Source organism: Salmonella sp. SAL04214 (assembly GCF_046550615.1).
Lineage (GTDB): Bacteria > Pseudomonadota > Gammaproteobacteria > Enterobacterales > Enterobacteriaceae > Salmonella > Salmonella enterica.
The window spans coordinates 363,863-385,217 of the sequence record NZ_JBGDXT010000004.1 but is presented as its reverse complement, the minus strand read 5'-3'; the positions used below and the strand labels follow the sequence as shown (position 1 = coordinate 385,217).

Sequence of the window (21,355 nt, the reverse complement as noted above, 5' to 3'; positions counted from 1 at the left end):
TGAACGTAACGTGAAATGTAGGCCGGATAAGGCGTTACCGGGCAAACAGCACTACAGCCCTTTCAGGAATTTATCAACAAATTCCGGCACAACCTGGCTTGCCGGGCCGTAGTGCTTCTCTTCAAACTCGCTGCCGACCTGGCTTGGCTCAAGATTTAGTTCCACCGTATGTGCGCCGTGCAGTTTTGCTTCATGCACAAAACCCGCAGCCGGATAGACATGACCGGATGTGCCAATGGCGATAAAAATATCCGCCATCGACAGCGCCATATAAATTTCATCCATGCCAAGCGGCATCTCGCCAAACCACACCACGTGCGGACGTAGCGGCGCCGGGAACTGACAGCAGTGACATTTATCTTCCGGCATCACATCGCCGTTCCATTCCAGAATCTGGCCGCTTTGCGAACAGCGCACCTTCAACAGCTCGCCATGCATATGAATGATGTTGCGATTGCCCGCGCGTTCATGCAAATTGTCGATGTTTTGCGTCACCAGCAAAAAGCGATCGCCAAGCGCTTCTTCAAGCTTCGCTAACGCCAGATGCGCCGCATTGGGTTGTATTTCCGGCTGTTGAAGCTGCTGACGGCGGGCATTATAAAATGTCTGCACCAGCCCCGGATTACGGGCGAATCCTTCCGGCGTTGCCACGTCTTCAACCCGATGCTCTTCCCAAAGGCCATCCGCCGCGCGAAACGTACGAATACCAGACTCTGCAGAAATTCCTGCACCTGTAAGGACTAATACTCTTGGGTTTTCCATCATTTCCGGCACCACTCTGTCTCTGAAAAAGATCCGCTGGCGCAGACGTTCACGCAACAGACGTTTATTTTTACGAAAGCGGCTTAATCGATGAAACCGACGCGACTGCATAACAACCTCTTTTTTTGATTAGTCGGTAAGATGTAAAAAAGCAGCACCGCGCATCCCACCTGCATCCCCATGCCGCGCACGCTCAATGCGCGGCGCGCGGGCAACAGGGAGTAGATGGCGCGGCAGTCTTTCCGCCAGTTGCGTTGTTATTGCCGTAAAGTTCGATAGTCCGCCGCCGATCACCAATAAATCGGGATCGACAATCGTCAGTATATTCCCCAGACAAACCGCCAGTAAATCCAGATAGCGCTCAACATGCGCGTGTGCCCGCTCATCGCCCTGCTCCCACAACGCGATAATCTCCGGCGCCTGCAGCGATTGATCATAATAATGCTGATATAGCCACGCAAACCCGCGCCCGGACAGATAATTCTCAATGCAGCCCATCTGACCGCATCCACAACGGCGGAGAGGAAAATCAAACCCCATCAACGTTAGCGCGTCAACCGGCAAACGCATATGACCAAACTCGCCGGTGATATAGCTCTGACCGGTAATCGGCTTCCCATTTAGCACCAGGCCTCCGCCGACGCCGGTGCCGAGGATAAGCCCCATAACCAAAGGATATTGCGTGAATTCATCATCCCAGGCTTCGGACAAGGCAAAACAGTTAGCGTCATTGTCCAGACGCACATCGCGATCCAGTCGGGCGCTGAGATCGGCGCGCAACGGCTTACCGCTGGCTGCCGGGACATTCGCGGCGTACAGCGTGCCGTCTTCGGTTTCCGGCATACCGGGTATGCCAATCCCTACCGACCCTTTTACGTCAAATCGCTGGTCGGCTTCCGCGACCAGTTCGCACACGGCGTCTAAAAAGGCGCTATAGCTGGTATGGGGCGTGGGAACCCGTTTTTCCCACTGCAGCCGCCGCGTTGAGTCAAATACGCCTAACGCAATCTTTGTTCCGCCAATGTCAAACCCGTAATACATCACCGCTCCTTGTTTTTATATTCCGCGATTACTGGCCGCTCAATACTCGCGCAGGGTCAATGTTGCTCGCCCGCCGCGCCGGATACCAGCTCGCCAGTAAGCTTAACAACAACGCCGTGACCAGTACGTAAACAACGTCCAGCCAATGTAATTCGGATGGCAGGAAGTCGATAAAATAGATATCGCCGGACAAAAACTGATGCCCGATCGCCTTTTCAATCCCATTAATAATGGCGGTAAGCTGAAGCGAAACGACAACGCCGATCGCCACGCCAATCAAACTGCCCAGCAAGCCCGCCAGTAGCCCGTACCAGACGAAAATGGCACGAATCAAACCATCTTTCGCCCCCAGCGTTCTTAATACCGCAATGTCGCCGCTTTTGTCTTTTACCGCCATCACTAAGGTGGAAACGATATTAAAACAGGCCACGCCGATCACCAGAATCATCGCCAGATACATAATGGCGCGAATCATCTGGATATCGCGATACATATAGCCGTAGGTGCCGATCCAGCTCTTAATGTAGACATAGCTGTTAGTCACTTCACCCGCGTCACGCACCAGTTTGTTCGCATTAAACACGTCGTGGACTTTAAGCGCGATACCGGAAACGCTGGACCCCATATCCAGATACTGCTGCGCATCCTCAAGCGGGATCATGGCGAAGCTGTGATCGAGCTGGCCGCTCAGTTGCAGAATCCCGATGACATGCAAACGCACGCGTTTGGGCTGGAGCAGCTTATGGTCGGCATTCGCATTGGGGATCATGATGGACACCCAGTCGCCCTGTTTCACGTTCAGCGCATCGGCGACGCCTTTACCGATAATGATCTGCTGCTCGCCCGCTTTGAAATGATCCCAGGCGTGATTTTGCACAAATGACGGTAACGCGCTAAGCTGCTGCTCTTGCTTAGGGTCGACGCCTTTAACCTGAATGGCGCGCAAATTCGCCCCGCTCTCTACCAGGCCGGTAAAATTGATATACGGCGCGGCGGCGGCAATGCCCGGCACCTTCTGCACTTTTGCCAGCGCTTCACGCCAGTTGGTCCACGGCTGATTGACCGCTTCAATCTCCCCGTGCGGAACCACCGCCAGAATACGGTTATTCAACTCGCGTTCGAAACCGTTCATCGCGCTTAAACCGACAATCAACACCGCCACGCCCAGCGCGATACCGATGGTAGAAATGACGGAAATGAGCGAAACCATACCGCCGCGCCGCCGTCCACGGCTGAAACGCAAGCCAATTAACAATGATAAAGGCGACGCCATTACTCCGCCCCCATCAGGCTCAGTTCCGCCGTCAGGCGGCCATCGCGCATCTCAAGCTGGCGGCTCATACGTTTCGCCAGTTGCAAATCGTGAGTCACCACCAGAAACGCGGTTCCCTGCAGACGATTTAACTCGCCCAGAAGCTCAAAAATACTGTCGGCATTACGCGCATCCAGATTACCGGTCGGCTCATCCGCCAGTACCAGACGCGGGTTATTCACCAACGCGCGCGCTATCGCGACACGCTGGCGCTCACCGCCGGAAAGTTCCGAAGGTCGATGGGTTGCGCGATGCTCCAGCCCTACAGCATGCAACATTTCTCGCGCCCGAGCGTCAATCTCCGCCGGTTTCTTTTTGCCAATCAATAATGGCATCGCCACGTTTTCCAGCGCCGTAAAATCCGGCAGGAGATGATGAAACTGATAGATAAACCCCAGTTTCTGGTTACGTAATTCCGCTTTTGCCGCAGAAGAGAGTTTGCTCATCGGCTGGCCGCTAAAAATCACATCGCCAGAGGTAGGCGTATCCAGCCCGCCTAACAGATGCAGCAACGTACTTTTACCCGAACCGGAACTGCCGACGATCGCCATCATTTCGCCTTCGCCGATACTGAAGCTGACATCGTGCAACACGTCGGTTTGTACGGTGCCTTCCTGATAGCGTTTGCACAGGTTGTCGCATTGCAACAGGATCTTATTCATAACGTAAAGCCTCAGCGGGTTGAGTGGCGGCAGCGCGCCAGGAAGGATAAAGCGTAGAAAGCAGCGCGATGGCCATTGCCACCAGCGCGATAACGATCACCTGTAACGGCTCTATCGCCACGGGCAACGCAGCGCCATCCAGAAACGCGCCGATGATCGGCATCAGGTTATTCAGTTGGCTGGCAAGCAATGCGCCCAGCGCGGCGCCCAACAGCGCGCCGATAATCCCGGCGCTGGCCCCCTGCACCATAAAGACCATCATAATTTGTCGCGGCGTCAGCCCTTGAGTTTGTAAAATCGCCACTTCGCCCTGCTTCTCCATGACCATCAGGCCCAACGAAGTAATAATGTTAAAAGCCGCGACCGCCACGATGAGACTCAGCAACAATCCCATCATGTTCTTTTCCATGCGCACAGCCTGGAACAACTCGCCTTTGCGTTCGCGCCAGTCCTGCCACTTCGTGCCTTGCGGCAGCGTCTGTTGGCTGAGGGTATCGACTTGCAGCGGTTCATCCAGCCACAGACGCCAGCCGGTAATATTGCCTGCCGGATAGCGCATTAAACGCGACGCGTCCTGAATATTGACCAGCATTTCATAGCCATCGACCTCGCTATTGGCGGCAAATGTGCCAATCACCGTAAACAGACGCTGGCTGGGCAGACGTCCCATTGGCGTAAACTGGCTGGCAGATGGCACCATTAGCCGAATCTGATCGCCGCGGTTGACCCCTAACTGTCCGGCGAGCTGCTCGCCGAGGATGACATTATACTTACCCGGCTGTAATTCGCTTTGCTTCACATTGACCAGATACGGCGTTAACGGATCTTTTTGCGCCGGATCGATACCCAACATCACGCCAACCGCAACGCTACGCGCGCTTTGCAGTACGACATCGCCCGTCGTCAGCGGCGCAATACGGTTAACGCCTTGCAGATTCACCGCTTTTTCCGGCATCTGATTCGGGTTAAGAGAGCCATGTTCAGCAGAGAGGATGGCCTGAGGCATCAAACCAAGAATGTTATTTTGCAGTTCGCGCTCAAAACCGTTCATCACCGACAATACCGTGACCAGCGCCATCACCCCCAGGGTAATGCCGATAGTGGAAAGCCAGGAAACGAAGCGACCGAAGCGATCTGCTGCACGCCCGCGCATGTAACGCAGGCCAATGAATAGAGCGACAGGTTGATACATGTAATCCGTCTGGTTGCTGTTAGCAAAGTCCCGAGTATATAAGCGAAAGCGGAATGCGTAAATGTCTGAACCGTAAGAGTTCGTCAGCGTTATTCTGAAAAAGGCCGACAAATCAAGTCACTTACATGTTCATACTTTACCTGTTCGGCGTGTTATCCGGCGGATTCAATTTGCTAATAAACAACGATCGCGGATAATAAAGAACATTGCTTATCAGTCATATGCCCCTGAATACCTGAGTCCTTCATGCTGTCCTGGCGTGCAGCCAACCATGAAGCAGCCTGAAGGGTGACGCGTAGAGTGCGGCGTAAAACAAAAAGAGATACTGACAACCGTTATGCCTGAAAAACAACGTTACACGCTGCCGACAAAAGCGGGCGATCAGCGCCAGTTGGGCGAACTTACCGGTGCCGCCTGCGCTACGCTGGTGGCGGAGATAGCTGAACGCCATGCCGGTCCGGTGGTACTCATAGCGCCTGACATGCAAAATGCTCTGCGATTGCATGATGAAATCCGCCAGTTTACCGATCAGATGGTGATGAACCTGGCGGACTGGGAAACGCTACCGTATGACAGCTTCTCCCCGCATCAGGAAATTATCTCTTCGCGCCTGTCCACGCTCTACCAGTTGCCGTCAATGCAGCGCGGCGTCTTGATTGTACCGGTAAACACCCTGATGCAGCGCGTTTGTCCGCATAGCTATCTGCATGGTCATGCGCTGGTGATGAAAAAAGGCCAGCGGCTGTCCCGCGACGCTCTGCGCGCGCAGCTTGACAGCGCCGGTTATCGGCATGTCGATCAGGTGATGGAGCATGGCGAATACGCGACGCGCGGCGCGCTGTTGGATCTCTTTCCGATGGGCAGCGAACAGCCTTATCGCCTCGACTTTTTTGATGATGAAATCGACAGCCTGCGTCTGTTTGACGCGGATACCCAGCGTACGCTGGAGGAGGTCGAGGCCATCAATTTGTTGCCCGCGCACGAATTTCCTACCGACAAAGCCGCTATTGAGCTTTTCCGTAGCCAGTGGCGCGATACCTTTGAGGTAAAACGCGACGCCGAGCACATCTATCAGCAGGTCAGCAAAGGCACCCTGCCCGCCGGGATCGAATACTGGCAGCCGCTCTTTTTCAGCGAACCGTTACCGCCATTATTTAGCTACTTCCCCGCCAATACTCTGGTGGTGAATACCGGCTCGCTGGAAACCAGCGCCGAACGCTTTCAGGCCGATACGCTGGCGCGTTTTGAAAATCGCGGCGTCGATCCTATGCGCCCGCTTTTGCCGCCGGAAGCCCTCTGGCTACGGGTAGATGAGCTCTTTTCCGAGCTTAAACGCTGGCCTCGCCTCCAGCTTAAAACCGACCATCTGCCGGAAAAAGCCGCCAATACCAATCTCGGTTTCCAGAAATTACCGGATTTGGCTATCCAGGCACAGCAGAAAGCGCCGCTGGACGCGCTGCGTAAATTCCTCGAATCTTTCAGCGGTCCGGTGATTTTTTCGGTGGAAAGCGAAGGACGCCGCGAAGCGCTGGGAGAGCTCCTGGCTCGCATAAAAATCGCGCCGAAGCGAATATTACGCCTGGACGAGGCGCAGGATGCGGGACGCTATCTGATGATTGGCGCCGCAGAACATGGCTTTATCGACACCCAACGCAATCTGGCGCTGATTTGTGAAAGCGATCTCCTGGGTGAGCGGGTGGCGCGTCGCCGCCTGGATTCCCGTCGTACGATCAACCCGGATACGTTGATTCGTAACCTGGCGGAGCTCCACATCGGTCAACCGGTAGTGCATCTGGAGCACGGCGTCGGACGCTATGCCGGCATGACCACTCTGGAGGCTGGCGGCATCAAGGGTGAGTATCTGATGCTCACCTACGCCAATGACGCCAAACTGTATGTGCCGGTCTCCTCATTGCATCTGATTAGCCGCTATGCCGGCGGCGCGGAAGAAAGTGCGCCGCTGCATAAACTGGGCGGCGACGCCTGGTCGCGCGCCCGGCAGAAAGCGGCGGAAAAAGTGCGCGATGTCGCAGCGGAACTGTTGGATATTTATGCGCAACGGGCGGCAAAAGAGGGTTTTGCCTTTAAGCATGATCGTGAGCAGTATCAGTTATTCTGCGACAGCTTCCCGTTTGAAACGACGCCCGATCAGGCACAGGCGATTAACGCCGTATTGAGCGATATGTGCCAACCGCTGGCGATGGACAGGCTGGTGTGCGGCGACGTCGGCTTCGGCAAAACCGAAGTGGCGATGCGCGCCGCGTTCCTGGCGGTGGAAAACCATAAACAGGTGGCGGTACTGGTGCCGACTACGCTGCTGGCGCAGCAACACTATGACAACTTCCGCGACCGTTTCGCCAACTGGCCGGTACGCATTGAGATGCTGTCCCGCTTTCGCAGCGCCAAAGAGCAGACGCAAATCCTGGCGGAAGCCGCCGAGGGTAAGATCGATATTCTGATCGGTACGCATAAACTGCTACAAAGCGATGTGAAGCTGCGCGACCTCGGCCTGCTGATTGTCGATGAAGAGCACCGTTTCGGCGTGCGCCACAAAGAGCGAATTAAGGCGATGCGCGCCGATGTCGATATTCTGACGCTCACGGCGACGCCGATCCCGCGGACGCTGAATATGGCGATGAGCGGTATGCGCGATCTCTCCATTATCGCCACCCCCCCTGCCCGTCGTCTGGCGGTAAAAACCTTTGTCCGCGAGTATGATAGCCTGGTAGTAAGGGAAGCGATTCTGCGTGAAATCCTGCGCGGCGGTCAGGTTTACTATTTGTACAATGACGTCGAAAATATTCAGAAAGCCGCAGAGCGGCTGGCGGAACTGGTGCCGGAAGCGCGAATCGCTATAGGCCACGGGCAGATGCGCGAACGTGAGCTGGAACGGGTCATGAACGATTTCCACCATCAACGTTTTAACGTGCTGGTGTGTACTACCATTATCGAAACGGGGATTGATATCCCTACCGCTAACACGATCATCATTGAACGCGCGGATCATTTCGGCCTCGCGCAGTTGCACCAGCTGCGTGGCCGCGTTGGGCGCTCGCACCACCAGGCCTACGCCTGGCTGTTGACGCCACATCCTAAGGCCATGACCACCGATGCGCAAAAACGGCTGGAGGCGATTGCGTCGCTGGAGGATTTAGGCGCCGGGTTTGCGCTGGCGACCCACGATCTGGAGATCCGCGGCGCGGGCGAACTGCTTGGCGAAGAGCAAAGCGGCTCAATGGAAACCATTGGCTTCTCACTCTACATGGAACTGCTGGAAAACGCCGTTGATGCGCTGAAAGCAGGCCGCGAACCCTCGCTGGAAGATCTCACCAGTCAGCAAACGGAAGTCGAGCTGCGAATGCCGTCGTTACTGCCGGATGATTTTATTCCGGATGTTAATACCCGGCTGTCATTCTATAAACGCATTGCCAGCGCGAAGAACGAAAACGAGCTGGAGGAGATCAAAGTGGAATTGATCGACCGCTTCGGCCTGCTGCCCGATCCGGCGCGTAATCTGCTGGATATCGCCCGCCTGCGCCAACAGGCGCAAAAGCTCGGCATCCGAAAACTGGAGGGTAACGAGAAAGGCGGAACGATTGAGTTCGCCGACAAAAACCACGTTGACCCCGCCTGGCTTATCGGGTTGCTGCAAAAACAGCCGCAGCATTTCCGTCTGGATGGTCCGACGCGCCTCAAGTTTATTCAGGATTTAAGCGAACGTAAAACGCGTATAGACTGGGTACGCCAGTTTATGCAGCAACTGGAAGAAAACGCTATTGCATAAGCGTCAGGCCGGGCGTCATTACTCTGCGTCCGGCCTAATCTTTACAAATTCTTTGCACTTCCCTGCAGTTCCAGACACAGCCAGCCGCCATAATTCTTATTTCCTCTTTTATAAAAATAACCACATAATAATCATGGGTTTATTATAATGTTCAACAATACGCGACTCTCTCGCTGGTGGGCGTTGTTTGCGCTTACCGCGACCATCATGCTTGCCCTTCCCGCGCAGGCGAATACGTGGCCTCTTCCACCCCCCGGCAGTAGACTGGTGGGAGAAAATAAATTCCATGTCGTTGAAGACGACGGCGGCTCGCTGGAGGCGATCGCCAAAAAATATAACGTGGGCTTTTTAGCCCTGTTACAGGCCAACCCCGGCATTGATCCTTACGTGCCACGCGCAGGCAGCGTGCTGACGATTCCGCTGCAAACGCTGCTACCGGACGCGCCACGTGAAGGTATCGTCATTAACCTCGCGGAATTACGGCTTTACTATTATCAACCGGGGAAAAATACGGTCACGGTCTACCCTATCGGGATTGGCCAACTGGGCGGCGATACCCTGACGCCAACGATGGTGACGACCATTTCTGATAAACGCGCCAATCCAACCTGGACGCCGACCGCCAATATTCGCGCCCGTTATAAAGCGCAAGGCATCGATCTCCCCGCCGTGGTGCCTGCCGGTCCCGATAACCCAATGGGGCATCACGCGATTCGTTTAGCGGCCTACGGCGGCGTCTATCTGTTACATGGCACGAATGCCGATTTTGGCATTGGTATGCGCGTCAGTTCCGGCTGTATCCGTCTGCGCGACGGTGATATAGAGACATTGTTCCGTCAGGTCACGCCGGGAACCAAAGTGAATATTATCAATACGCCGATTAAAGCCTCGGTGGAGCCAGGCGGCGTGCGACTGGTGGAAGTTCATCAGCCGCTGTCTAAAAATATAGGCGACGATCCGCAGGTGCTGCCGATTGTTCTGAATGGCCCGATGCAGACCTTTAAGGACGCACCGCAGACCGATGCCGCGGTGATGGAACATGTTATGGAAGTGCGTTCCGGAATGCCGGTGGATGTAACCCGTCAATCAGAGGCGAAACCGCAGTCGCTGTAAGCGTGAATAGCTGACTGACAAAAAAGCCTCGCGATGCATCGCGAGGCTTTCTCTTTTTATTGTGGCAATCGCAGCGGCATTAATGAGGGTTAATGCTTACTTATAGATTACCGCCGTACCGTGGAGGGTATTCGGGCCGGTAACAGAGGTAATACGGAAAGACTTCGCCCCCATCTCCTGCGCTTTTTGCGCCAGCTGATCTTCCAGCGAGCCCAGATTCGTGCCGCCATTCGCGGAAATGGTGCCGAACTTCTGTTGACCTTCTGGCGTTGCCTGAACTTCAACGGCGGCGAAGCTGGCGAATGAGAGCGAACTCAGTACGGCAGCAGCGATGAGGGTTTTTACGTTTTTCATAGTGATGACCTTTAGCAGATGAATGGGTGTCGTAAGCATTAACTTAACGATCGATAAGTTAATCATAGATGTGATCTACATCACACGTCAACTTCTTTTTATAATGATCGTTATATAATTTATAAAGATGTTATTTTTCATGTGAATAGAATTGATTTATTTTTCTAATGAATACTCTGGAGCCAGAAGTGGTTTGTTTTTATAATAGAGAGACCGCTCTTTAAACAGGTACAACGGCATCATGACAACGGATACCACGAGTTGCGCGAAGAAAAGCCGTGGCCGACCAAAAGTGTTCGACAGGGAAGCCGCGCTTGATAAGGCCATGACTCTCTTCTGGCAGCACGGCTATGAAGCAACTTCGCTTGCCGATCTCGTAGAGGCTACCGGGGCGAAAGCGCCTACTCTCTATGCGGAATTCACTAACAAAGAAGGATTATTTCGCGCTGTCCTGGATCGCTACATCACTCGCTTTGCCTCAAAACACGAAGCCCAGCTCTTTTGTGAAGAGAAAAGCGTAGAATCGGCGCTGGAAGATTACTTCACAGAAATTGCCGCCTGCTTTACCAGTACAGACACGCCGGCTGGCTGCTTTATGATTAATACGTCCGCCACCCTGGCCGCCTCCTCGCGCGATATCGCCCGCACGGTAAAATCACGCCACGCCATGCAGGAACAGACGCTCATCCAGTTTCTGCGCCAACGTCAGGAGCGCGGTGAAATTCCGGCGCACTGTAACCCGCAGGCGCTCGCAGAATATATAAACTGTATTTTACAGGGAATGTCGATCAGCGCCCGTGAAGGTGCCACCTTCGAACAACTGATGCAAATTACGCGTACGACTCTGCGCATCTGGCCTGAACTGCTCAAGTCCTGAACGACGCGGCTTCGGATAAAAAAAAGCCCCTCAGCCTGAGCGAATGAGGGGCTAACTTGCAGAGTACAGCTTTTTTATGCTTTGTTATTCAGAACCAGTTGGCCATTGCCGTCGAGGGGAATTTGCGTTCCGGGGTCTTTATCCATGCGGATTTTGCCCTGCTGATCGCCAATTTTGTAGGTCACGTCGTAGCCAAGCATCTTTTCAGATTTGTCATACACCGTCTTACAGCGTTGCTGCGTGGTAGTGTAGGTATCACTTTCTTGCATTGATCCCTGGATTTGATTGCCAGCATAACCGCCGCCCAGCGCCCCGACGACCGTCGCCACATCTTTACCACGACCGCCGCCAAATTGATGTCCAATCACGCCGCCTGCTACTGCGCCAAGCACCGAGCCGGCAATACGGTTTTCGTCCTGAACCGGTCTGCGATGCGTGACCGTGACATTACGGCACTCCTGACGCGGCGTTTTTACCGTCTCTTTAATCGGTTTAGCCGATATCACCTGCGCATACTGCGGACCACGATCAAATACGTTGAGACTGGCCACTGCCGCCACACCCAGCGCAGCCGCTACGCCAATCCCTATACCCGCCAACATTGATTTATTCACGGGAGTTCCTCCTTCGTTGCTATTGGTAACAATTTTGCAACCAGTATGCGAACAAAGCCAATCGGAATGAGGATGAAAAATGCGGGATGAGGCGGTAAAGCTGAAGGATTCGGACAACTCCGAAGCGAGTGATGGAGAAGCGCTCACCGGCGCGAGCAGCCGGTGAGACGCAGAGAAATTAATGCAGTTTCAGGCGCGGACGAATGACGCGGTTAATACTGCCCACCAGCATCATCAGGCCGGTTTTAAAGTATCCATGCAGCGCTATCTGGTGCATACGGTATAGCGAGATATACACGAAGCGGGCGATACGTCCTTCAATCATCATTGAACCGCGGGTCAGGTTCCCCATCAGACTACCCACGGTAGAGAAGTTGGACAGAGAGACCAGCGAACCATGATCTTTATACTGGTAAGCTTTCAGCGGTTTGCCATTCATCTGCGCCAGAATGTTATTCATCGCGCAGGTAGCCATCTGATGCGCCGCCTGAGCGCGAGGCGGCACAAAACCTCCCTCCGGACGTGCGCAGGAAGCGCAGTCGCCAATCGCATAAATATCAGGATCGCGCGTGGTTTGCAGCGTCGGTTCCACCACCAGTTGGTTAATGCGGTTCGTTTCCAGACCACCAATCTCTTTCATAAAATCTGGCGCTTTGATACCCGCCGCCCACACCATCAGATCGGCCTGAATATATTCACCTTCTTTCGTATGCAGACCGCCTTCGTCGGCGCTGGTGACCATAGTTTGCGTCAGTACGCGAACGCCCAGTTTGGTCAGTTCATTATGCGCGGCGCTGGAGATACGCGGCGGCAACGCAGGCAGAATACGCTCGCCAGCCTCAACCAACGTCACGTTCAGCGCGTCGTTGGTCAGCCCCTTATAACCATAGCTATGCAGCTGTTTTACCGCGTTATGCAGTTCAGCCGACAGCTCAACCCCCGTCGCACCGCCGCCAACGATGGCGATATTGACCTTACCGTTCGCGCCCAGATTAGCCGAATACTTGAGGAACAGGTTCAGCATCTCCTGGTGAAAACGGCGCGCCTGATGCGGGTTATCGAGGAAGATACAGTGCTCTTTCACGCCCGGCGTGTTGAAATCATTAGAGGTGCTGCCCAGCGCCATCACCAGCGTGTCATACGCGATTTTGCGCTCCGGCACCAGCAGTTCGCCCTTTTCATCACGCAACTCGGCAATAGTGATGGTTTTCGCTTCGCGATCGATATCCATCACCGACCCCAGCTGGAACTGGAAACCATGATTGCGCGCATGGGCCAGATAGCTCAGCGCATCCACGCCTTCGTCCAGAGAGCCAGTCGCCACTTCGTGCAGCAATGGTTTCCACAGATGGCTGTGATTTCTGTCTACCAGCGTGATTTTCGCTTTTTTCTTGCGCCCCAGTTTATGGCCTAACTGCGTTGCCATTTCCAGCCCGCCAGCGCCGCCGCCGACAATCACGATCTTTTTTAATGGTGTAGTCAACGTGACCCCCTTAAATTTATTAACCAATTGTTAATTAAAAGTTATTAGTATAGCCTTTAATTAACAACAAGTTACGTTAATGAGAATAAGCTTCTGATATGAGAATAGCATGAACGGTGCATTGGTCATACCAAAATTGATGTGCATCAAGTTTTCATGCTGAAAAGATAGACAGTTTGCGAGAATTGAGCATAAAAAAACCAGCCGCAAGGCTGGTTATCCGGTCACTGATAACGCCATATTGCCGGGGGCGTTACCCCAGCGTTTTAAACGCTTTGATACGTTGCAAGTGCGGCGAAATATTTTTGAATTTGTGAGTCTGTTCCTCATCCCACACAATTTCATAATACGGGTGAAGCGCTTGCGCTGAGCGTTGGCTGTCCAGCGCTTCGTCATGACGCGAGAGGATCACCAGACAACGATCGCGATTTTTTTCGCGAAAGTTGGTCACGCACTTTGTAGCGATGTCCGCATATTCTTCCGGGCGATCGATTTTCCCCTCCATGTTTTCATAGGGGAACAGGTTCGGGTTAAAAACCACCTGACGGATATCGCACAAAAAGCCAATCCGCTCCGCCCAGTAACCGCCCAGCCCCACGCCACAGATTAAAGGGCGCTCGTCCACATTCAACTGCAACATTTTGTCCACTTCTTTCAGCAGATGCTGCATATCGTGCTTAGGATGCCGCGTACTGTAGCTTACCAGCCGAACATCCGGGTCGATAAACTGTAATTGCAACACTTTTTCATGGTTGCCCGGACTATTTGAATCAAAACCGTGTAAATAAATAATCATCTGGCACCCTCACGAAAACTCGAGTTAATGACCTGCTTTTTCTTCCTGCCAGCGTTCATGTAACTGGTTGAGCTGGGCGCTGGCTGTTTTCCAGCGTGCTGAGTCCATGAGCTCCCGGCGTGAAAATGAACCTTTATGATACAAACGTGTAACACGTTCTGCTTTGATCGGCGACAGATTATCCAGCACGCTGACTGCGCCTTTACGATTATTGCAGACCAGAATCATATCGCAACCCGCATCCAGCGACGCCTGAGCGCGCTCAGCATAGCTGCCCATAATCGCCGCGCCCTCCATAGACAGATCGTCGGAGAAAATGACGCCGTCAAAGCCTAGCTCCTGACGCAGCACCGTTTTCAGCCAGTACGGCGAACCGCTTGCCGGACGCGGATCGATAGCGCGGTAGATCACGTGGGCAGGCATAATCGCATCCAGTTTATTCTCGCTAATCAGCGTGCGGAACACCGACATATCTTTGCCACGGATGTCCGTTTCAGGACGTGGATCGCACGGCGTCTCTTTGTGGGAGTCCGCCGTGACCGCGCCGTGGCCGGGGAAATGCTTACCGGTCGTTTTCATCCCGGCGTCATGCATGCCGTCAATAAAGCGCGTTGCCATTGCCAACGCTTTTGCGGGATCGGCATGATAGGAGCGCTCGCCAATTGCCGCGCTGATATGCCCGACGTCCAGCACTGGCGCAAAACTGATATCAATATCCATCGCGATCATTTCGCTGGCCATCAGCCACCCTGCCTCCTGCGCCAGTCGCCCCCCCTCTTCCAGCCCATGCAGCGCAAAAAAAGATTGCGCCGCGGGCAGGCGGGTAAACCCTTCACGGAAACGCTGTACGCGCCCGCCTTCCTGATCGACGGCCACCACCAGATGGTTACGCGATGCCGCCCGAATCTGGCGCACTAATTCGCGCAGCTGTTCCGGGTCATGGTAATTACGCGTGAACAGAATAAGCCCGCCAACCAGCGGATGCGCCAGTATCTCGCGCTCCTCCGCATCCAGCTCACATCCTTCGACATTCAACATTACTGGGCCCACACTGCTCTCCTTATCCTTTCATACGTAGCTGGCGCCAGGTTTCATCGGCCAGCCTGATAAATTGTTGCTCGCCGGTTTGTCGCCAGCGGTATTCGAACCACCCTGCTTTTAGCATAATGACCCAGGGGTGCCATAATCGTATCTGTCGCCATAGCTGCCGGGCGTCGATTCGCGCGCGCGCTGCATAAGCGTCTGCCAGTTGTCGGTGCTGGCGTTCATCCTCAACCCATACTGCCGCCAGCTCCAACGCAATATCGCCGTCGCCGGCATACTCCCAGTCAATCAGTCTCAACCCGGCGGACGTTAATACTATATTGTCGCCATGGACATCCATATGCAAAGGCGCGAGCCGCAGCGGGCGAGGTTCACCGTTTTTTTGCAACTGTTTGAGCCGCCGCAACCAAAACGGCGTACGCCTTGCCGGATCGCAACACGACCAGTACTGCGCCAATAGTGGCGATAGCGCGATACGCCAGCCAAAACGCGGCTGTTGATGCAAATGATACAGTAAGGCCGCCAGTTCGTCGGCATCTGGCAGAGCGGAATTTACCACACCATGCAGATATTCTACCGCCATCCAGCCCGGCGTATAAAAAAGCGCTCGCGGCGCAAGACTGGCCGGCAATTGGGATAAGGCGCGGTAATGACGTAAAAAATGGGCTGGTGGAGCGTCAGGGTCGTGATGACGGCGCAGCACGATACGGTGAGTATCGTGGGCAATAATACAGCTCCCGCCGCTTAGCCCCTGCGATGCGGCGACGGCGGGACGATACTGGGGAAAATAGCGCGACAGGATCTCGTCGCGCGTTAAGGGATTATTGTTGTTGGACCGCACCTTTACCTGACCAGATTATCTCGCCAGTTTGCACCAGCATTAACTGCATCTGTAATGCAGGCGCGTTAACGTTACCGGATGCGCTGGAGTAAAGTACATATTGCGCCCCGACATTGCGCGCAATGCCAATAGCTTTACTGCGCGTTCCCAGACTATCCTGCGGAGACAACCCTAACTGCTGTTTTGCCATCGAGAGTTGCTGTACAGAGACCAGCGTAAATTTACCGTTGTTCGCCAGCGCATTACGTAACGTTTCCGTTGCCTCGTTCGCATTTAACGACCCATTCGTCCGGTTATTCACGCTGTCGACAAGCAATACGCTTCCGGCCGTCACGCCATCAGCCTGCAACATTTTGCTGACCAGCGGTTGCATCGCGCCGTTCCAGTCATAGTGGCGCACCTTAGGCGCTGGCTGGCCCGTTTGATCTTCATGTTCGATCGGCCCCGGTTGCTGTGGAATGGTTGGCACAGACGGCACAACAGGAGGCTGCGGCGGCTGCGCGGGTTGTTCTGGCGCTGGTTTTACCTCTTCAACTGGCGCAGGTTGACGTTGCGCCATACACCCGGAGAGAAATATCGCCAGCGCAGCAATGGCAGCGTAGCGATGCATTTTTGTCATCAAAATTCACTCCTCACAAATAAAGATAAAGCCTGACCTTATGCGCCCCCAGATAATTGGCGCTGCCAAATAGCGTTACCGACGAACGCGCGGGTATGGTTACGCTACGCGGCGCCTCCAGCGGATGCATCTCCAGCCCCCGCGCGTCATACCAGTAAAACCGATAATGAACGGTTATGGGCTCTTGCCTTTCGTTATAGACGCGGGAAGAGGCTGATGGCTGGATATCAGACGCCGTCAGCTCAGGCGGCTCTGCGGTGACGCCCGCCGCCAGAACCGTGGACTCCATCACCAGCGACTGCGCGTCGCTTACCGGAATTTCAGGATGTGACCGGCAGCCGGTAAGCAGCAGCAAGCCCAGAGAAACCGCGATGCATCCTTTGATCATACTTACAAGCCTTTATGCGCCAGCATCGGGCCTAGCGGGCGGCCGCCCAGTAGGTGCATATGGATATGATAAACCTCCTGGCCCCCATGACGGTTGGTATTCATGATTAAACGATACCCATCTTCGGCAATGCCTTCCTGTTCGGCGATTTTCGCCGCCACGGTGATCATCCGACCTAACGCCTGTTCATGTTCCGCCGTCACGTCATTGACGGTTGGGATCAGGATATTGGGAATAATCAAGATATGCGTCGGCGCCTGCGGTGAAATATCACGAAAGGCGGTGACCAGCTCATCCTGATAAACGATATCCGAAGGGATTTCACGACGAATAATTTTGCTGAATATAGTTTCTTCTGCCACGACGTTTTCCTTTTTCATAATAGCCCTTGCAGCGCACATGCTACGCCGAGCCATACTGCGAGTATAGAGTATGAGCGAGTTACCGACGCTCTTTCAACTTTAACCCACGATTTATTAAGCGAAAAATGACTACATGCTGGACTTACCGCCATATCCCCCTGCCATAACGCCTTTGTACGCTTAAAAAATATTTCTAGTTTCCCTGGTTATACCGTTTTACACATTTAATACAAATGCGTATATTTCTCATTTGCATTTTTATGCGCATTAACTAGCAAAGAATGAAAAGGTTCAACGTCATACGTCCTGAACTTACCCCAATAACAAGCAAGGATTTTCAGATGTCTTTCATTCAATACCGCCGGGACAAACACCTTCCGTCCACCGCCGCACCGTCGCTGTTAGCTATGGGTATGGCGATGGCATTTATGCCTGCCGCCTTCGCGGCTGAGGATACCGTTATTGTCGAAGGCGCGACGACCGCTGACGCCGTAAACCGCGAAGAACAGGATTACAGCGTGAAAACGACCGCAGCGGGCACCAAAATGCCGATGACTCAGCGCGATATCCCGCAGTCGGTCAGTATTGTCAGCCAACAGCGTATGGAAGACCAGCAGTTGCAAACCCTGGGCGAGGTGATGACCAATACGCTGGGAATCAGTGGAAGCCAGGCTGACTCCGATCGCATCAGCTATTACTCGCGCGGGTTTGAAATTGACAACTATATGGTTGACGGTATTCCAACGTATTTTGAGTCCCGCTGGAATCTGGGCGATGCGCTAACGGATACCGCGCTGTATGAGCGCGTGGAGGTGGTTCGCGGCGCGAATGGGCTGATGACCGGAACCGGCAATCCTTCTGCCTCAATTAATATGATCCGTAAACACGCCACCAGTCGGGAGTTCAAAGGTAACGTCTCCACAGAATACGGTAGCTGGAATAAGCAGCGTTACGTCATGGATCTGCAAAGTCCGCTCACCGCAGACGGTAATGTCCGTGGGCGCATCGTGGCGGGTTATCAGAATAATGATTCCTGGCTGGACCGCTATAACAGTGAGAAAGCGTTCTTTTCCGGAATTATCGATGCCGATCTGGGTGCAACTACCAGCCTTTCAGCCGGTTATGAATATCAAAAAATTGATGTCAACAGCCCGACCTGGGGCGGTCTGCCGCGCTGGAACACCGATGGCAGCAAAAATAGCTATGACCGCGCGCGTAGTACCGCCCCGGACTGGGCTTATAACAACAAAGAGATAAATAAATTCTTCGTCACGCTTAAGCAGCGTTTTGCCGAAAGCTGGCAGGCGACCCTGAATGCGACCCATACTGAGGTCAAATTCGACAGTAAAATGATGTATATCGATGCTTTAGTCGATAAAGAGACAGGTACGCTGGTGAGTCCTTATGGCGCAAGCTACCCCGTGGTCGGCGGTACGGGCTGGAACAGCGGCAAGCGCAAAGTAGATGCCATAGATCTCTTTGCCGATGGCGCTTATGAGCTGTTTGGCCGTCAGCACAATATGATGTTTGGCGGCAGTTATAGTAAACAGAATAACCGCTATTTTAGCGCCTGGGCGAACGTCTTTCCGAACGACATTGGCAACTTCAGCGCCTTTAACGGTAATTTCCCCCAAACCCACTGGGCGCCACAAAATCTGGCGCAGGACGATACCACGCATATGAAATCGCTGTATGCCGCTACGCGCATTTCGCTGGCCGACCCGCTGCATCTGATTCTTGGCGCTCGTTATACCAACTGGCGTGTTGATACACTGACCTACAGCATGGAGAAAAACCATACCACGCCGTATGCCGGGCTGATTTATGATATCAACGACAACTGGTCCGCTTATGCCAGTTATACCTCTATCTTTCAGCCGCAGAATAAACGCGACAAAGCGGGTCAATATCTGGCTCCGATTACCGGTAATAACTATGAAGCGGGCCTGAAGTCCGACTGGATGAACAGCCGCCTCACCACCACGTTGTCCGTGTTCCGCATTGAGCAGAATAACGTCGCTCAGGCAACCACTATTCCCATCCCTGGCAGTAATGGGGAGTTTGCCTGGAAGTCTACTGACGGAACGGTGAGCAAAGGCGTCGAATTTGAAGTAAACGGCGCAATTACCGATAACTGGCAGATGACTTTCGGGGCTACCCGGTATGTTGCCGAGGACAATGAAGGTAACGCCGTGAACCCTAATCTTCCGCGCACCAGCGTGAAGTTATTCACCCGCTATCGTCTGCCGGCGATACCGGAGCTGACGGTCGGCGGCGGCGTGAACTGGCAGAATCGGGTTTACAAAGATACCACGACGCCGTACGGCACTTTCCGCGCCGAACAGGGCAGCTATGCGCTGGTCGATCTGTTTACCCGCTATCAGGTGACGAAAAATTTCTCCGTACAGGGAAACATCAACAACCTGTTTGATAAAACCTACGACACCAATATTGATGGTTCCATTGTTTACGGCGCGCCGCGTAACGTCAGCCTCACCGCCAATTATCAGTTCTGACAGACTGTCGGAGAGCGGCATGTAAAGCGCCATTAAAAAAGGCAGCCGAATGGCTGCCTTAATTCTCCCCAACATCATTACTGCTTAGCTGTTACGGATGTACTCATCCATTTCCGTTTTCAGGTTATCGGATTTCGTACCGAAAATAGCCTGAACGCCGGAACCCGCGACGACAACGCCTGCCGCACCCAGTTTCTTCAGGCCAGCCTGATCCACTTTCGCTACATCGGCTACGCTCACGCGCAGACGCGTGATACAGGCATCCAGGTTAGTGATGTTCTCTTTACCGCCAAACGCCGCAACCAAAGCCGGCGCCATTTCGCTGGTCGCGCCCGCTTTTGCGTCATCAGTAGTGTCTTCACGACCCGGCGTTTTCAGATCCAGCGCTTTGATCAGCACGCGGAACACGGTGTAGTACACAATCGCATAACCGGCGCCAACAATCGGGAACAGCCACAATTTGCTGCTGTTACCGGACAGCACGATAAAGTCGATCAGACCGTGGGAGAACGACGTACCGTCACGCATCCCCAGCAGGATACAGATCGGGAATGCCAGACCTGCCAGAATTGCGTGAATAATGTACAGGATCGGCGCCACGAACATGAAGGAGAACTCGATAGGCTCGGTAATACCCGTCAAAAACGAGGTCAGCGCGGCGGAAATCATGATACCGCCCACTTTTGCGCGGTTTTCCGGTTTAGCAGAGTGCCAGATAGCAATGGCCGCAGCCGGCAGACCGTACATTTTGAACAGGAAGCCGCCAGACAACATACCCGCCGTCGGGTCGCCCGCCATATAGCGCGGAATGTCGCCGTGGAATACCTGACCCGCTGCGTTGGTGTATTCGCCGATCTGCATCTGGAAAGGAACGTTCCAGATATGATGCAGACCAAACGGCACCAGGCAACGCTCGATAAAACCGTAAATACCAAACGCGACAACCGGATTCTGATAAGCCGCCCACTGCGAGAACGCCTGGATAGCCGTACCGATTGGCGGCCATACGAAAGACAGCACCACACCGGTAAAAATAGCGGCCAGACCCGAAATGATCGGCACGAAGCGTTTGCCCGCAAAGAAGCCCAGATACTCAGGCAGTTTGATACGGTAGAAGCGGTTAAACATATACGCTGCGATCGCACCGGAGATAATCCCCCCGAGAACACCCGTATCAGCAAGGTGTTTAGCGGCGATCTCTTCAGCAGGTAAATGCAGAACCAGCGGCGCAACCACAGCCATGGTTTTCACCATGATGCCATACGCTACTACCGCCGCCAGAGCCGAAACGCCGTCGTTGTTGGTGAAGCCCAACGCCACGCCGATAGCGAAAATCAGCGGCATATTGGCAAAAACAGATCCGCCCGCTTCTGCCATAACGTGCGATACAACGGCTGGCAGCCAGCTGAAGTTAGCGGAACCGACACCCAGCAGGATACCTGCGATAGGGAGTACGGATACCGGCAGCATCAGCGATTTACCGACCTTTTGCAGGTTAGCAAATGCATTCTTAAACATAATTGAGAGTGCTCCTGAGTATTTGTGCTTTTCTACGTTCTCACGCATTGGCGAGGGGGGAGAACCCCGCCGTGGAC

The 21,355-nt window shown here is 53.9% G+C and carries 19 protein-coding genes; 4 read left to right on the top strand and 15 right to left on the bottom strand.

What is annotated here, in order from left to right; translation table 11 throughout:
- Positions 1–51: 51 nt before the first annotated feature.
- The 5 genes from cobB to lolC are packed head-to-tail and all read right to left on the bottom strand — an operon-like array spanning position 52 to position 4,969.
- The gene (gene cobB, locus ACLJQD_RS10030; protein ID WP_001191856.1) at positions 52–873 is read right to left on the bottom strand and encodes a Sir2 family NAD+-dependent deacetylase; all 822 of its coding nucleotides are present in this window, start codon (positions 871–873) and stop codon (positions 52–54) included.
- Between the two features lie 18 nt (positions 874–891).
- Positions 892–1,803, bottom strand: coding sequence for an N-acetylglucosamine kinase (nagK, locus tag ACLJQD_RS10025; RefSeq protein ID WP_017440971.1), 912 nt, complete (start codon positions 1,801–1,803; stop codon positions 892–894).
- A gap of 28 nt (positions 1,804–1,831) precedes the next feature.
- Positions 1,832–3,076: a lipoprotein-releasing ABC transporter permease subunit LolE gene (gene lolE, locus ACLJQD_RS10020; protein WP_000168091.1), complete on the bottom strand. Its 1,245-nt coding sequence runs from the start codon at positions 3,074–3,076 to the stop codon at positions 1,832–1,834.
- Entirely contained in the window at positions 3,076–3,777 is a 702-nt protein-coding gene (lolD, locus tag ACLJQD_RS10015; RefSeq protein ID WP_001033714.1) for a lipoprotein-releasing ABC transporter ATP-binding protein LolD, read from the bottom strand. Before lolD ends, lolE begins: the two co-directional genes overlap by 1 nt.
- Positions 3,770–4,969 (bottom strand): lipoprotein-releasing ABC transporter permease subunit LolC, encoded by a 1,200-nt coding sequence (lolC, locus tag ACLJQD_RS10010; protein ID WP_001518787.1) that lies wholly within the window; start codon positions 4,967–4,969, stop codon positions 3,770–3,772. Before lolC ends, lolD begins: the two co-directional genes overlap by 8 nt.
- A gap of 337 nt (positions 4,970–5,306) precedes the next feature.
- Between lolC and mfd the strand changes: the two genes are divergently transcribed.
- Together mfd and ACLJQD_RS10000 are read left to right on the top strand one after the other, a co-directional pair.
- Complete coding sequence (gene mfd / locus ACLJQD_RS10005) at positions 5,307–8,753, top strand: transcription-repair coupling factor (RefSeq protein WP_017440969.1); 3,447 nt, start codon at positions 5,307–5,309, stop codon at positions 8,751–8,753.
- Positions 8,754–8,900: 147 nt separating this feature from the next.
- Complete coding sequence (locus ACLJQD_RS10000; protein ID WP_000482962.1) at positions 8,901–9,866, top strand: L,D-transpeptidase family protein; 966 nt, start codon at positions 8,901–8,903, stop codon at positions 9,864–9,866.
- 96 nt (positions 9,867–9,962) lie between these two features.
- On the opposite strand, the gene bhsA is transcribed toward ACLJQD_RS10000, so the two are convergent.
- Positions 9,963–10,220, bottom strand: a complete 258-nt coding sequence (gene bhsA, locus ACLJQD_RS09995; protein WP_000800159.1) for a multiple stress resistance protein BhsA — start codon at positions 10,218–10,220, stop codon at positions 9,963–9,965.
- Between the two features lie 241 nt (positions 10,221–10,461).
- Between bhsA and comR the strand changes: the two genes are divergently transcribed.
- The gene (gene comR / locus ACLJQD_RS09990) at positions 10,462–11,097 is read left to right on the top strand and encodes a TetR family copper-responsive transcriptional repressor ComR (RefSeq protein WP_000205986.1); all 636 of its coding nucleotides are present in this window, start codon (positions 10,462–10,464) and stop codon (positions 11,095–11,097) included.
- Positions 11,098–11,171: 74 nt separating this feature from the next.
- Here the strand turns inward: comR and ACLJQD_RS09985 are convergent, their stop codons facing one another.
- The 8 genes from ACLJQD_RS09985 to hinT form a co-directional block, all read right to left on the bottom strand.
- Complete coding sequence (locus ACLJQD_RS09985; protein WP_001043449.1) at positions 11,172–11,711, bottom strand: glycine zipper 2TM domain-containing protein; 540 nt, start codon at positions 11,709–11,711, stop codon at positions 11,172–11,174.
- Between the two features lie 178 nt (positions 11,712–11,889).
- Positions 11,890–13,194: an NADH-quinone dehydrogenase gene (gene ndh / locus ACLJQD_RS09980; protein ID WP_000211053.1), complete on the bottom strand. Its 1,305-nt coding sequence runs from the start codon at positions 13,192–13,194 to the stop codon at positions 11,890–11,892.
- A 253-nt stretch (positions 13,195–13,447) separates the two neighbouring features.
- Positions 13,448–13,990, bottom strand: coding sequence for an alpha/beta hydrolase YcfP (gene ycfP, locus ACLJQD_RS09975; RefSeq protein WP_000587945.1), 543 nt, complete (start codon positions 13,988–13,990; stop codon positions 13,448–13,450).
- Positions 13,991–14,014: 24 nt separating this feature from the next.
- A complete protein-coding gene (gene nagZ, locus ACLJQD_RS09970; protein ID WP_000529340.1) occupies positions 14,015–15,040 on the bottom strand; it encodes a beta-N-acetylhexosaminidase in 1,026 nt (341 codons plus the stop codon).
- A 10-nt stretch (positions 15,041–15,050) separates the two neighbouring features.
- Entirely contained in the window at positions 15,051–15,875 is an 825-nt protein-coding gene (thiK, locus tag ACLJQD_RS09965; RefSeq protein ID WP_001257327.1) for a thiamine kinase, read from the bottom strand.
- A complete protein-coding gene (lpoB, locus tag ACLJQD_RS09960; RefSeq protein WP_000164359.1) occupies positions 15,856–16,494 on the bottom strand; it encodes a penicillin-binding protein activator LpoB in 639 nt (212 codons plus the stop codon). Before lpoB ends, thiK begins: the two co-directional genes overlap by 20 nt.
- A 13-nt stretch (positions 16,495–16,507) precedes the next feature.
- A complete protein-coding gene (locus tag ACLJQD_RS09955) occupies positions 16,508–16,882 on the bottom strand; it encodes a YcfL family protein (protein WP_000589563.1) in 375 nt (124 codons plus the stop codon).
- A gap of 2 nt (positions 16,883–16,884) precedes the next feature.
- Complete coding sequence (gene hinT / locus ACLJQD_RS09950) at positions 16,885–17,244, bottom strand: purine nucleoside phosphoramidase (RefSeq protein WP_001532068.1); 360 nt, start codon at positions 17,242–17,244, stop codon at positions 16,885–16,887.
- Positions 17,245–17,585: 341 nt separating this feature from the next.
- Between hinT and fhuE the strand changes: the two genes are divergently transcribed.
- Positions 17,586–19,760 (top strand): ferric-rhodotorulic acid/ferric-coprogen receptor FhuE, encoded by a 2,175-nt coding sequence (gene fhuE / locus ACLJQD_RS09945; RefSeq protein ID WP_017440968.1) that lies wholly within the window; start codon positions 17,586–17,588, stop codon positions 19,758–19,760.
- Positions 19,761–19,844: 84 nt separating this feature from the next.
- Here fhuE and ptsG read toward each other — a convergent pair whose 3' ends face one another.
- A complete protein-coding gene (gene ptsG / locus ACLJQD_RS09940; RefSeq protein WP_000475705.1) occupies positions 19,845–21,278 on the bottom strand; it encodes a PTS glucose transporter subunit IIBC in 1,434 nt (477 codons plus the stop codon).
- Positions 21,279–21,355 lie beyond the last annotated feature (77 nt).